At 65.4% G+C, this 13,339-nt stretch carries 13 protein-coding genes; 1 reads left to right on the top strand and 12 read right to left on the bottom strand.

What is annotated here, in order from left to right; genetic code table 11:
* Window position 1: 1 nt before the first annotated feature.
* The 11 genes from ftsW to ACXJKC_RS17895 form a co-directional block, all read right to left on the bottom strand.
* A complete protein-coding gene (gene ftsW / locus ACXJKC_RS17945) occupies window positions 2–1,234 on the bottom strand; it encodes a putative lipid II flippase FtsW (protein ID WP_456698105.1) in 1,233 nt (410 codons plus the stop codon).
* Window positions 1,235–1,298: 64 nt separating this feature from the next.
* Window positions 1,299–2,774 carry a UDP-N-acetylmuramoyl-L-alanine--D-glutamate ligase gene (gene murD, locus ACXJKC_RS17940; RefSeq protein WP_456698104.1) on the bottom strand — a complete coding sequence of 492 codons (1,476 nt, stop codon included), beginning with the start codon at window positions 2,772–2,774 and terminating at the stop codon, window positions 1,299–1,301.
* Window positions 2,771–3,835, bottom strand: a complete 1,065-nt coding sequence (mraY, locus tag ACXJKC_RS17935; RefSeq protein ID WP_456698103.1) for a phospho-N-acetylmuramoyl-pentapeptide-transferase — start codon at window positions 3,833–3,835, stop codon at window positions 2,771–2,773. The genes murD and mraY overlap by 4 nt, the downstream gene beginning before the upstream one ends.
* A gap of 131 nt (window positions 3,836–3,966) precedes the next feature.
* On the bottom strand, window positions 3,967–5,448 hold the full coding sequence (locus tag ACXJKC_RS17930) for a UDP-N-acetylmuramoyl-L-alanyl-D-glutamate--2,6-diaminopimelate ligase (protein WP_456698194.1): 1,482 nt from the start codon (window positions 5,446–5,448) through the stop codon (window positions 3,967–3,969).
* Between the two features lie 392 nt (window positions 5,449–5,840).
* Window positions 5,841–7,586 carry a peptidoglycan D,D-transpeptidase FtsI family protein gene (locus tag ACXJKC_RS17925; RefSeq protein ID WP_456698102.1) on the bottom strand — a complete coding sequence of 582 codons (1,746 nt, stop codon included), beginning with the start codon at window positions 7,584–7,586 and terminating at the stop codon, window positions 5,841–5,843.
* Window positions 7,583–8,008, bottom strand: coding sequence for a hypothetical protein (locus tag ACXJKC_RS17920; RefSeq protein WP_456698101.1), 426 nt, complete (start codon window positions 8,006–8,008; stop codon window positions 7,583–7,585). The genes ACXJKC_RS17925 and ACXJKC_RS17920 overlap by 4 nt, the downstream gene beginning before the upstream one ends.
* The gene (rsmH, locus tag ACXJKC_RS17915) at window positions 8,005–8,979 is read right to left on the bottom strand and encodes a 16S rRNA (cytosine(1402)-N(4))-methyltransferase RsmH (RefSeq protein WP_456698100.1); all 975 of its coding nucleotides are present in this window, start codon (window positions 8,977–8,979) and stop codon (window positions 8,005–8,007) included. Before rsmH ends, ACXJKC_RS17920 begins: the two co-directional genes overlap by 4 nt.
* Complete coding sequence (locus ACXJKC_RS17910) at window positions 8,976–9,104, bottom strand: hypothetical protein (RefSeq protein WP_456698099.1); 129 nt, start codon at window positions 9,102–9,104, stop codon at window positions 8,976–8,978. The genes rsmH and ACXJKC_RS17910 overlap by 4 nt, the downstream gene beginning before the upstream one ends.
* A 158-nt stretch (window positions 9,105–9,262) precedes the next feature.
* Window positions 9,263–9,712 carry a division/cell wall cluster transcriptional repressor MraZ gene (gene mraZ, locus ACXJKC_RS17905; protein ID WP_367649190.1) on the bottom strand — a complete coding sequence of 150 codons (450 nt, stop codon included), beginning with the start codon at window positions 9,710–9,712 and terminating at the stop codon, window positions 9,263–9,265.
* Window positions 9,713–9,934: 222 nt separating this feature from the next.
* Entirely contained in the window at window positions 9,935–10,339 is a 405-nt protein-coding gene (locus ACXJKC_RS17900; RefSeq protein WP_456698098.1) for a DUF3040 domain-containing protein, read from the bottom strand.
* Complete coding sequence (locus ACXJKC_RS17895; RefSeq protein WP_456698097.1) at window positions 10,326–11,096, bottom strand: class I SAM-dependent methyltransferase; 771 nt, start codon at window positions 11,094–11,096, stop codon at window positions 10,326–10,328. Before ACXJKC_RS17895 ends, ACXJKC_RS17900 begins: the two co-directional genes overlap by 14 nt.
* Window positions 11,097–11,169: 73 nt before the next feature.
* Between ACXJKC_RS17895 and ACXJKC_RS17890 the strand changes: the two genes are divergently transcribed.
* Window positions 11,170–12,417 (top strand): phytoene desaturase family protein, encoded by a 1,248-nt coding sequence (locus ACXJKC_RS17890; protein ID WP_456698096.1) that lies wholly within the window; start codon window positions 11,170–11,172, stop codon window positions 12,415–12,417.
* A gap of 8 nt (window positions 12,418–12,425) precedes the next feature.
* Here the strand turns inward: ACXJKC_RS17890 and metF are convergent, their stop codons facing one another.
* The gene (gene metF / locus ACXJKC_RS17885) at window positions 12,426–13,319 is read right to left on the bottom strand and encodes a methylenetetrahydrofolate reductase [NAD(P)H] (protein WP_456698095.1); all 894 of its coding nucleotides are present in this window, start codon (window positions 13,317–13,319) and stop codon (window positions 12,426–12,428) included.
* Between the last annotated feature and the right edge of the window lie 20 nt (window positions 13,320–13,339).

The raw sequence follows: 13,339 nt of genomic DNA, 5'->3' as shown, positions 1-13,339 counted from the left end.
GTCAGCGTCCGCCCGTGGTGCTGAGCCGCGCCGAGGCACGTTTGCGATTGGCCCGACCGGCCGCGAGCGCACGCTTCGCGCCGGGTTCGGTCGTCGCGCAGTTGATCAGGATGCCAAGGGCAACCAGTGTGACGAGCAAGCTGGATCCTCCATAGGAGATCAGGGGAAGTGGGATGCCGATGACCGGCAACAGGCCCAGCACCATGCCGATATTGATGACGGCCTGGATCATGAGCCAGATCGTGATGCCGGCTGCGGCGTAGCGGACGAACGGATCGCGGGTTCGCGTCGCGACCCGGATACCAGCAAAGCCGAGCAGGACAAACAGACTCAGCACGACGAACGTTCCGACCAGGCCGAGCTCCTCGCCGATGACGGCGAGGATGAAGTCGGTGTGGGCCTCGGGCAGCGAACCCCATTTCTGCCGGCTGCCGCCAAGACCCACGCCCCAGAACCCCCCAGTGGCGAAGGCCATCATGCCGTGGATCGCCTGGTATCCGGCACTGTCGGCATCGGCTTGCGGATTCGTGAAGTTGAGCAGACGTTCGACGCGGTGCGGTGACTGGGCGACCGCGACCAACAGGCCGAGGAACAGTGCGGCGAGGATTCCGCCCATCTGCCGTCTGGGCAGTCCGGCGACCCACAGCATGCCGACGATCAGCGCGAAGATCACCAAAGCCGTGCCGAGATCACGCTGGCCGACGACGAGCAGCCCGACGCCACCGGCGACCGGCACCATGGGGGTCAGGATGTAACGGGTCGTGCCGAGATACTTCTGCCGGCGGGCATAGAGATCGGCGATCCACAGCACGAGCGCGAGCTTGGCGAACTCCGACGGCTGCAACTGGAATCCGCCGAACAGCGGCAGCCAGTTGCGGTTGCCGTTGACCGTGATTCCGACGCCGGGGATGAATGTCGCACAGACCAACGCGACCGATCCTAGGAGCGCCGGCAGGATCAGCTTGCGCAATGTCTTCAGTGGCATGCGGATCACGATGTAGGCACCGATCAGGCCGAGAACAGCGAAGATCAGCTGCCGGATGACGATTGCGAACGAGTTGCCCTGCTGGACCAGCGCGAACACCGAGCTCGCACTGAGCACCATGATCAGACCGATGCCCAGCAGCAGCGCCGACGTCCCGAGCAGGATCTGGTACGAGGCCAGAGGCCGTTCCAGAATGCTGCGGATCGCGCCCATGATCCCAGGCGTTCGTCGCTCGCTCTCAGAGCTCATCGCCGCCTGCACCGCCTCATGGTCGTCCCTCTGCCTCAGATGTTCATTGCCCTCTCACGGGCCATCAGGGCCGGTCTCGCAACTGGCGCACCGCCGCGGCGAAGCTCTCGCCCCGCGCGGTGTAGTTGCGAAACTGGTCCATGGAGGCGCATCCGGGAGCCAGCAGCACGGTGTCGCCCTGATGGGCGAGGGATGCGGCTGCCTCCACGACACGTTCCATGGGATCAGTCTCGCCCGTGTCGACCTCGACGACGGGGACGTCGGGCGCGTGTCGCCGCAGCGCATCGCCGATCACGTGACGGTCGGCACCGATCAGTACGACCGCGCGCAGGTGCGTGTGCACGGCCTTGACCAGCTCGTCGAACTCCGCTCCCTTGGCGAGCCCACCCGCAACCCAGACGACGTTCTCGAACGCCTGCAGCGACGCCATCGCCGCATGGGGGTTGGTCGCCTTGGAGTCGTCGATGTAGCGGACGCCGGCCACCGTCGCGACGTCGGCGATGCGGTGTGCGTCGAGGGTGAACCCACGAAGACCGTCGCGAACGGCTCGCGGTTCGACGCCGTGGGCGCGGGCCAGGGCTGCGGCAGCCAGCGCATTGGCCACGATGTGCGGCGGCGGGACGCGGTCGGCGTCACCGTGGCCGTTCAAGCCGATATCGCGGATACTTCCCAGTTCGGCGGCATTCGATATCCGGCCGGCGATGAAGGCCCGGTCGGCGATCGCGTCGTCGACCAGGCCGATCATGCCCGCAGCCGGGACACCGAGGGTGAAACCGATTGCCCGGCATCCTTCTATGACATCGGCGTCTTCGACGAGCCGTTCCGTCACGGGATCCTGGACGTTGTAGACGCACGCGAGTTGCGTGTTCTCGTAGATGCGGCCCTTGACGGCAGTGTAGGCATCCAATCCGCCGTGCCAGTCGAGGTGATCGGGTGCGACGTTGAGCACCGCACTGGCCTGCGCCGAGATCGATGCGCTCCAGTGCAGCTGATAGCTCGACAGCTCGACAGCCAGGACGTCGAATCGATCGGGATTCATGACTGCTTCGAGCACCGGGGTTCCGACATTGCCGACCGCCAGCGCGTTGAGTCCCTGCGCTCGCAGGATCGACTCCAGCATCTGCACCGTCGTGGTCTTGCCGTTCGTGCCGGTCACCGTCAGCCATGGTGTGGGGTTGTCGCCACGCAGCCGCCAGGCCAGTTCGACCTCGCCCCACACGGGGACTCCACAAGCCTGTGCTTGGACGATCAGCGAGGTCGTCGGAGACCAGCCGGGCGAGGTGACGAACAGGTCGATCCCCTCGGGCAGTGTCGCGGTCGAACCGGGTCCGATGCGGACATCGACGCCGAGGATCTCCAGCAGCGTCGCCTTCTCGCGCAGCTCGTCGTTGTCGCCGTCATCGAGGACGACGACCTGCGCACCGAGGTGCTGCAGGGTGTCGGCCGCCGCGAAGCCGCTCACGCCGAGACCGCCGACGGCGGCGCGTACGCCGTCCCACGACGACTCCCGACCCAGTGACGACAGATCAGGAACGGTCATACTCCGGTGACCCACTCGCTGTAGAAGATGCCCAGGCCGGTCGCGACGCACAGACCGCTGATGATCCAGAAGCGGACCACGATCGTGATCTCGGCCCAGCCCAATAACTCGAAGTGATGCTGTAACGGCGCCATTCGGAAGATCCGTTTGCCGCCCGACAGCTTGAACCACCCGACCTGCAAGATCACCGACATCGTGATCGCGACGAACAGGCCCCCGAGCACGACGAGCAACAGCTCGGTGCGGGTCATGAGGGCGAAACCGGCCATCGCGCCGCCGAGCGACAACGATCCCGTATCGCCCATGAATATCTTGGCCGGCGAGGCGTTCCACCACAAGAAGCCGAAGCATGCGCCGGTCAACGCCGATGCCACGACCGCCAGGTCGAGTGGATCGCGTACCTCGTAGCATTTGCTGCCGGGGGCTGACAGGCAGTTCTGATTGCTCTGCCAGATGTTGATCACGACGTAGGCGCCGAAAACCATCATGGCCGCGCCCGTCGCCAGGCCATCGAGACCGTCAGTCAGGTTGACACCGTTGCTGGCGCCCGCCACCAGGAGCAGGACCCAGACGACCAGCAATACAGTGGGCAGCTCCCAGCCGGCCAGATCACGGGTAAACGAGATGCCGTGTGTGATGGGAGTGCGACCGTTGTCGTCCTCCCAGCCGATCGCCAGGATCGCGAAGATCAGGCCCACGGTCGTCTGCCCGATCAGCTTGGCTTTGCTCCGGAGCCCCAGATTTCGCTGTTTCGAGACCTTGATGAAGTCATCGAGGAAGCCGATCGCGCCGAGGCCGACGAACAGGAACAACAGCAGGAGGGCCGAGCTGCTGGGCGTCGTCTGGGTTGCGAGCTTGGCGATGAAATAGCCGATCACGACCGCGAGGATGATCACGAGGCCGCCCATCGTGGGGGTGCCGCGCTTGGTGTGGTGGGACGTCGGACCATCGTCGCGGATGAGTTGCCCGTAGCCCTGTTTCACGAGGACGGAGATCGCAAACCTGGTCCCGATGAGGGTCACCAGCAGCGATAACGCTCCCGCGATCAGGATTGCCTTCATCGCGTCGTGAGTCCTTTCCTTACTCGCACATGCCTCGGTCGAGACATCTGCTCCTTGATGGTTTCACAACCACGGCCTGCGCCCTGGGCAGACTCGCGGGTGGTGTGCCGCTTGCCACACCGATCACCCGGTCAGGTGATCGCGATCAGCTCGACGAGCACCTCTCGGTCGTCGAATGGATGCACGACCCCCTCGATTTCCTGGCCTTGTTCGTGTCCCTTGCCTGCCACCACAAGACTGTCGCCGAGATGGGCCATGGCCACCGCATGGGCGATGGCCTCGCGTCGACCCGGCACCTCGACGACGACCGCCGGACCTGCCGCGGCGCCTTCGAGCACCGCGGCCCTGATGGCGGCGGCCCGCTCCGTACGGGGGTTGTCATCCGTGACGATGACGACATCCGCATACTGCGCGGCCACTTGTCCCATCAGAGGACGTTTGCCGTGGTCACGGTCGCCGCCGGCACCGATCACGATGATGATCCGCCCAGCCGTGACGGGACGAAGCGCAGTGAGCACTGCCGCCACGGCATCGGGTTTGTGCGCGTAGTCGACGATCGCGGTGTACGGCTGACCCGCTTCCACGCGCTCCATGCGCCCCGGAACGCCCGGGCTCGCCGCAATCCCCTCCGCCAGTTCGCCCGGATCGTGGCCGGCTGTCGTCAGTGCTGCCATGACGGCGAGCGCATTCGACACGTTGAAGACACCGGGCAACGGAACCGACAAGTCGACCGCGACTCCGTCGGGGCCCAGTACTTCCAGGTCCGTGCCCAACCTGTGTGGCCGGATGTTGACGGCCCTCCAGTCGGCCGGATTGCCGTCTGTCGAGAACGTCGTCACGGGCAGCGGGGTCAGCGCCTGCAACCGACGCCCGTACTCGTCATCGATGTTGACGACGGCATGGCGGGAGTGTTCAGGGGTGAACAGTGCCGCCTTGGCCAGGAAGTACTCGTCCATGTCGTGGTGGAAGTCGAGGTGGTCACGTCCCAGGTTGAGGAACACCGACACATCGAAGGCGAAGCCGTCGACGCGTCCTTGCACGAGCGCGTGACTGGAGACCTCCATCGCGCACAGCTCGACCTGCTCCTCGCGCATCACGGCGAACAGCGCTTGCAGCTGCGGCGCCTCGGGGGTCGTGAGGCTCGACGGCGCGGGAACCTTGTCGATCCGGGTGCCGATCGTGCCAACGACCGCCGAGCGACGCCCGCCCAGCGCCGCCTCGGCGAGATACGTCGAGGTCGTCTTGCCCTGGGTTCCGGTGATCCCGACCGTCGTGAATGCGGACGTCGGATTGCCGTAGAACGTCGCGCTGAGGTCGGCGACGACCTTGCGCGGCTCGTCGACGACCACTACAGGGACGCCGCAGTCCCCCACGAGTTTCGCGCCGCCCGGATCGGTCAGCACCGCCACTGCCCCAGCGCTCAGAGCCGCGTCGATGTACGAGCCGCCGTGCGCCCGCGCGCCGGGCAGCGCCGCGTACAGATCACCCGGCAGCAAGACCCCGGTGTTCAGCGCCAGGCCTGTGACGACGACGTCCTCAGGCGCTTGTGCGCCTATGAGAGCCGCCAGTTCGCCGAGTCCCCAACGAGGGCTCTCAAAAGGCCGCACCCGCATCTGCTCACTCACCCCCCGACCCTACCCAATTGATTCACGACGTCCTGACGGGTCACCTGCACCCCGGGCGGTGGATCCGCAACCTCATTCGCCCCCCAAGGTCGGTTTACCACGGTCCCGCAGCAAACTGGCTCTGCCCGCGGGAAACTTCCTGGGGGCGGAGCCAGCTTGCTGCGGGAAGACGGCTCGGGCCGACCCAGAACGTCTTCGCAGGGCCAGACTTCACGGCGTAGACGCACGGCAGCCAGCCGCGGCTTCGAGGTCATTCCGGCGGAGGCCAATCGTCTTCCCGCAGCAACCGCTCTCCCCCCGCGGAAAGATTCCCGCGGGGGGAGCCAGCTTGCCGCGGGACCGTGGTAAACCGACCCAGGTGAAGGTTGAGCCCGCACCGCTTACCAGGTCTGCTTAACCTTCGGCACCTTCGAGCCGCTCGGTGCCACTCCGAACCGCTCCAGCGCCATCGACATGATGTCGTGGAAGACCGGTCCCGCGGTCGAGCCACCGCCGGCGTTGCTGTACGGCTTGTCGAGCACGATATAGGTCAGGAAGCGCGGATTGTCTGCCGGAGCAAAGCCCATGAACGAGACGGTGTTCTGGCCTCGGACGTACCGTCCGGTGACCGGGTTGACTCGCCACGCGGTGCCGGTCTTTCCGGCGACCCGGTAGCCCTTGATCGCGGCTGCCGGAGCGGTTCCGTCGGGAGCCGTCACAGCCTCCATCATGCGGGTGACGTTCGCAGCGGCGTCCTTGGAGATGATCCGCTTCCCGACTGCGCTCGCGACCGGGGTCTTGTCCCCATTCGTGTCGACGGTGTCCGTCACGACGGTCGGTTCGCACATCTTGCCGGCATTCGCGATCGCCCCGACTGCGCGGACCATCTGCATCGCGGTGACCGAGATGCCCTGGCCGAACGCGATCGTGGCCTTGTTGGACTTGGTCCAACCGTCGCTGTCGGTCAGGATGCCCTTGGACTCACCCGGCAGGCCGATCCCGGACTTCTCGCCGAAGCCGAACTTCTTCAAGTAGCTGTGCATCGTTTGATCGCTCATCTGTTCCGCGGCCACGATCGTGCCGAGGTTGGACGACAGCGCGATGACTCCGGCGGCGGTCAGCTTGAGCTTCCCGTGCTCCCAGTAGTCGCCGATCGGGAACTTGTCGATCACCATTTTGGACGGCACCATGATCGGCGTACTCGCGGTGACCTTGCCCTGGTCGGCGAGTGCCGCCATCGTGACGGTCTTGAGCACGCTCCCGGGCTCGTAGACCGTCTGCACGGAACGCGACACAGTATTGCTGTCGCTCATGCCCGTACGGTCGTCGGCATTGAACGTCGGTGCCTGCGACATCTGCACGATCTGGCACGTCTTGACATCCATCGTGATCGCAAGTCCCCAGTCCGAGCTCGACGCTCGCACCGCATCGGCAAGCCGCTGGTCGCCATACCACTGCAGATCGCGATCGATCGTGGTCTGCACGTCCTTGCCCGGAACCATCTCGGTGACTGTGCTGTCGGCCATCGGGATGCGCTGACCCGTGGGCGAGACCTCGAACGTGCTGGAGCCGTTGGTGCCGGTCAGGATCTTGTCGTACTCCTGCTCGAGCCCGGCGACGCCCTTGCCCTCACCGTCGACGTAGCCGAGGAGATTGGCCGCCAGCTTGCCGCCCGGGTAGGTCCGCAACGATTCCTTTTCGGTGGAGATTCCGGGGAGCTCGGCCTTCGAGAGCGCCTCAAGGACCTCGTCGGCAGTCCATTTCGGAACATCCCGCACCAGGACCGCATACTGCGACTTGGGTGTGCGGAGCTTGTCGATCGTGTCGAAGTAGTCGATTTTATCGCCCAGTTTCTCACGCAGGATGCGCGCGATCTGCGGGGCGTAGTCAACCGTCGTCACCGGATTGGCTACCAGCGTCAACCCGTCGACGCTGCTCGCGAGGGCAACGCCGTTGCGATCGAGGATCTTGCCCCGGGGCGCCGGGTCGGTCCTGGTCATGGTGCCCGCGGCGGCGGCTTGTGCCGCGTACGCACTGGCGTCGAGGCCTTGGATCTGGAACAACCGCGCGCCGAACAGGCCGAAGATGCACATCACGAGTATCAGACAAGCCCGCAGCCGACGCCGCGTCAGCTTCTGCCGAGTCATGGCGTCACAGCCTTGATATTGCTGCCGGGCTTGGCCGCTTCAGGCTTTCCGAGGACCTTCCCGTCCGAAAGCCGCAGGAACGCCGGGTTGGCATTGGGCACCATACCGATCGCGAGTGCCTCCTTGGCCACATTGGCCGGGCTTTGAAGGCGTTCGACGTCCCGGTTCAGCGCCTGCTGCGCAGTCGTCAGGGTCCGGGCCTCTCGCTGCAGCTTGGACGCCTCGAACGACTGGGCCTGCAGGACAGTGCTCATGATGATGAGTCCGACGAGTCCGATCGAGACGACGGTCAGCACGACGACGACGAACGGCGCTTTGCGGGCGCGGCTACGGACCGGACGCACCAGCCGCAGACCAACCGCCTTGGCGTCTTCGAGACGCTGCGGCGACGGCGTGAGTGCCCGAGTGACTGACGTGCTCATGTGGTCACCAACCGTTCTGCGACGCGCAGGCGGACCGAGCGCGCACGTGGGTTCTCTTCGATCTCGGCAGCTGTTGCCAGTTCGGCGCCTCGGGTGACGAGGCGATACTTCGCCTCGTGTCCGACAGGGACGAACGGCAGGTCGCGCGGGACGTCGGTCGTGGTGACCTCGGTGAACGCCCGTTTGGTGATGCGGTCTTCGAGGGAGTGATACGAGAGCACGACGACGCGCCCGCCGGGAGTGAGTGCCTCGAGCGCATCGGGCAGCGCCCGACGGTAGACGCCCAATTCGTCGTTGACCTCGATACGCAAAGCCTGGAACGTGCGCTTGGCCGGATTACCGCCGGTACGACGGGCCGCCTGCGGGATGGATTCGCGGATCAGGTCGACAAGGCGTGCACTGTTGCTGAACGGTTCCTTCTCGCGTTCGGCAACGACGCGGTCAGCGATGCGCTTGGCGAACTTCTCTTCGCCGTATTCGCGCAGGATCGCGGACAGATCGCGGGATGTGTAGGTGTTGAGGATGCCTGCGGCGGTGAGTTCGTCCTCGGGATTCATCCGCATGTCGAGCGGCGCGTCCTGGGCATAGGCGAAACCGCGATCGGCGACGTCGAGCTGCATCGAGGAGACACCGAGGTCGAACAACACACCGGCAACGGAGTCGAAGCCGGCCTCGCGAATCACGTCGGCGATCTCGTCGTAGACGGCGTGCGCATAGGTGACCCGGTCGCCGAAAGGGGCAAGTCGAGCCTGGGCCCGGGCGAGGGCGTCGGGGTCACGATCGATACCGATGACGTGTACGTCCGGAAACCGGTTCAGCATGGCTTCGGTGTGACCGCCGAGGCCAAGCGTGGCGTCGACGACGACGGCCGGCCCGGTCGCGACCGACGGCTCGAGCAGGTCGAGAACACGCTCGAGCAGGACGGGCACGTGACGCGGCGCGGAGGCTCCGGAGTCAGGTGCCTGGTTCACAGGAGGCCCAATCCGAGCGTGATCAGCACTGCGAGGGCGATCGATGAGCCCAGCGAGAACAGCATGAGTCGGACGCCGTCCGCCACCTCATGTCGTACTCGTCTCGTACTCGTGTCGATCTGCATATCTGCCGGTCCCCCACCTGTCGTCTTGTTGGATGTCGTTCGGTTGTGTCCGCCCACGCCTCGTGTGACTTGTCGTGTGGCCAGATCCGCGACCGCCGGGTCTGACACCGGGGAAGTGATGTCAGAACCGCGCGGGCGCAGATCTCGCCGCACGAACGTCAGAAGATGCCGGGCATCACTTCCTCCGACATGTCCGCGAACGGACCTTCTTGTGAGGACTCGAACTCGGCCCAGCGACCCGAGTCCCAGATCTCGATGCGATCCATCGCACCGACGACCGTGCATTCCTTGTCGAGCTGCGCCCAAGTGCGCAGCACTGCCGGCACCGAGATGCGTCCCTGCTTGTCCGGCACTTCTGACGAGGCGCCAGAGAAGAACATGCGGTTGAAGTTTCGCGCCGCCTGGTTCGTGAACGGGGTGTTGCGGATGCGATCGGTGAAGGCGTTGAACGCCTCGGTCGTCCATCCGTAGATGCAGTTCTCCTGCCCGCGGGTGAGAACGATCCCGGTCTCGAGGCGGGGACGGAATTTCGCCGGGAGGAACAACCGGCCTTTGTCGTCGAGGCGGGGGGTGTAGGTGCCGAAGAAATTCGATACATCCGGGTTCACCTCGCTCCTCCTGTTCGACGACCATTCGCTCCATTCTCCACCACTGTACTCCACGATCCCCCACTTTGGGACACGTGTCGCCCCTTTTCAAGGCAAAACACATAGCGCCCTCCACGAGGTGGAGAGCGCTCAATTTCCCGTCAGGGCAAAGAAAAACCGCCCCCGAGGGGGCGGTTGGAGTGAAGGTGGAGGGAAGTGGGGCGTCAAAGACCCATCTGGGAGCTAATGATCCTCATCGCGACGTCGCTGCCAGCGCTCTTCCATCCGGTCGACGAACGAACCTGTCGGCTTGGCCTGCTTGCCACCACCGCGACCCTTGCGTGCTGACAGATCGTGCACAGCATCCTCACGACCGCCGATCCCGCGTTTCCAGGCATTGGCGAACAGGTAGGCAGTCACCAGCATCGCGATGAAGCCGAGGACACCGAGCCAGGTCATCTTGCTGACCGTGCCACTGAACATCACGACGAGTCCGCCGATGAAACCCAGGGCTGCCAACACAGCGACGCGCCGGTTACGCGCCATGAACTTCGACCCGCGCAATGTCGACGCGAAGTCGGGATCCTCTGCGGCCAACGACTGTTCGAGCTGGTGAAGCAGTCGAGCCTCTTCGTCAGAGAGTGGCACTCTCGCCTCCTGATGTGGGTGATGCTACTGACAAGTCTAGGCGCGCGATCGACTGCAGACCAGCGGAAAGGCCGGAGAAATCAGATGAGGTTCGCAAGAGCCGCTCCAAGGCGTACAAAGCGTCGCGCGCTCCGGGCTCGGTGTCGACGATTCCGCTGGGCACCAGATCGGCGAACACGCGCAGTCCGTTGACCGCGACCGCGACGAATCCATGGGCTGCCAGCAAGCTCTCAACCTCACTTTGGACGAAGCGACGGGGCCCCATCGACCGGATGTCCCAGGCCGAAGACGACCGCTCGAGCAGCGTCTGCGCCATGACGAAATCTCCGGCCAGAGCACGTGCCATGACGGCCGCGTTGCGTCCGGCCACGACGAGGCTGACGTGCCCGCCGGGTCGCAGCACCGTGGCCACTGCGGCCATGGCAACCGAAGGATCGTCGACGTGTTCGAGCACACCGTGACACAGCACGAGATCGAATGACCCGGGCTCCACGTGGTCGAGTAGATCCGTCGCATCGCCCTGGATTCCGGTGACCGGATGGGCCAAGCCAGCCTCGGCACTACGGCGGTGCAACGAAGCGAGGGCATCGGGGCTCGGGTCGACGATCGTCACCCGGTGACCGAGCTGGGCGAGGCGCACGGCGTCGCCGCCGGTGCCACCACCGAGGTCGAGCACATCGAGGTGCGTTCCCGCACCTGCCAGGTCGGTCGCATCAGCGACTGCCTGCCACATCAGCTCTGAGCGGACCGGACCCATGAGTCACACTGTGCCATATTCACGGGGCCGACCGACTCCGCGGGGCACCGACCCGACCGCGTAGTCTTCGCGCATGGCGAACGTCGTGGTCGTGGGTGGCGGATTCGCCGGATTGTCCGCTGCCGCCCGCATCGCGAAACTTCGACACGATGTGACTCTGCTGGAGTCCGGCGAACGTCTGGGCGGACGCTTGAACGGCTACACGGTCGACGGCCAGACCTGGCAGCTGCAGCTCGACACCGTGACTCTGCCGGGCGTGTTCCGTGACCTGTTCCGCAAGTCCGGTCGCACACTCGACCGCGTGCTGGAGTTCACCAAGACCGACGGCCGCCGGCACCTTTTCAATGACGGCACAGTCCTGGACCTACCGCTCGGCAACCGCGGAGACCAGCACGAGGCGATCGTCGACGTCTTCGGCGAGGACACCTGGTCACCCTGGATCGACCAGTTCTCGGAGCAATGGGAGATCCTCCGCACAGTCGCCCTCAACCAGATCTTCGAAGGCAGACCGGTCATCGACCGGTCGGTTCGCAAGGCCCTGCGCCCCCGGCGGACCGTCAAAGCGCTCGACAAGGACTTCGCCGACGAGCGACTGGCCAAGATCGTGCTCGATCCGGTTCGGCTCGCGGGACACGACTGGCGCATCACGCCGGGATTCGTCGCGATCGCGCATTACCTCGAGCGCTCATTCGGTCGTTGGCGGTTCGAGGGTGGCCTGCCGGCTCTTGCCGCGGCACTCGAACATCGCCTCGAAGAACGCAAGGTCACCGTCGTGTTGGGCGAGGCCGCACATTCGGTCGTGCGGGAGGGCAATCAGGTCACGGGGGTCGTCACCGACAAGCGGACGGTGCCGGCCGATGCCGTGGTGTGGACGGCGCCGACCTCGCCGTCTCCCCTACCCCTGCCCCGCGGTCTGCAGATCATCCCGGCGTCCCGGACGCTCGTCACGTTGTCGGCCGACGCACCTGCCATGCCGCACGAACTCCTCGTGCACGTCAATCCGCCGATCCGACTGTGGACCGCAAATGGCAGCCAGTGGACGATCGAGCACCGCAGCGGCGAGGATCCGCTCAATGCGCTCGTCAGGGCAGGACTCGACCTTCGGCCTTTTGTGACCCAGCGCATCGACTTGTCCCCGAGCGATCTGGTCGCGATGGGGCACTGGGGGTGGACCTGGAACACCTGGACCTCGGCATTCGACCTGCCGGGGATCGCGCCGTCCGGCGGTCTCTATTTCGCCGGTGCCGGCGCGCATCCCGGCGGCACGCTGGAAGCGATCGGCATGGCCACCGCCGCAATAGCCGAGGACCTGCGCCCCTGACGCAGGTCTCAGACCAGGTTCTCGTCGCGCAGAGCCTGGAATATCTCCCTGGTCGCCTTCGAGCGGTTGAGGGTGATGAAGTGCAGACCCGGTGCGCCGCCAGCGAGCAGGTCGCGGCACAACTGGGTCGCCAGCTCGATGCCCTTGGCGCGGACAGCGGCCTTGTCGTCCTGGATCGGTTCGATCTGTTCCAGCACCTCTGGCGGCATTGCCGCACCGGACAGCTCGGCCATGCGGGAGACCTGCGCATAGTTGAGGATCGGCATGATGCCCGGAATGATCGGAATATCGCTGCCCAGCGCCCGCACCCGGTCGACCAGCGAGAAGTAGTCGTCGGCACGGAAGAACAGCTGTGTGATCGCATACTCGGCACCGGCCTTCGCCTTGGCGACGAGCACCTCGGCGTCGTGATCGAGACTCGCGGCGTCGGGATGTCCTTCGGGGAATGCCGCGACGCCGATCTCGAAGCCACCTAGCCCCGAAGCCAACTGCACCAGGTCGATGGCATACGTCAGTCCGTCGGGGTGATGCTCCCACGGCGCGCGGGGCCCGCCCTTGGGGTCGCCGCGCAGAGCCAGCACATTGTCGACGCCGGCCGCCGCGTACTGCTTGAGGACCGACTCGATCTCGCCCTTGGTCTGTGACACCAACGTCAAGTGTCCGACCGGACGCATCGAGGTCTGTTCGGCGATCCGAGCAGTGATGCGGACCGTCCGCTCCTGACTCGTGCCGCCCGCGCCGTAGGTGACCGAGACGAACGTCGGCTCGAACTGCTCCAGCTCGGCGATCGTCTGCCACAGAACGGCTTCGCCCTCATCGTCCTTCGGCGGAAAGAACTCGAATGAGCAGCTCGGCGTGGGTGAGCGCAGTGCCGCAACGAGGGAGGTGTCTTCAGAGCTCATGGACCAACGGTACCGTTCAC

It is taken from the genome of Aeromicrobium sp. P5_D10 (genome assembly GCF_054049535.1).
Note: the sequence above shows the minus strand (reverse complement) of the source record. Positions and strands in the feature narration are given on the sequence as shown.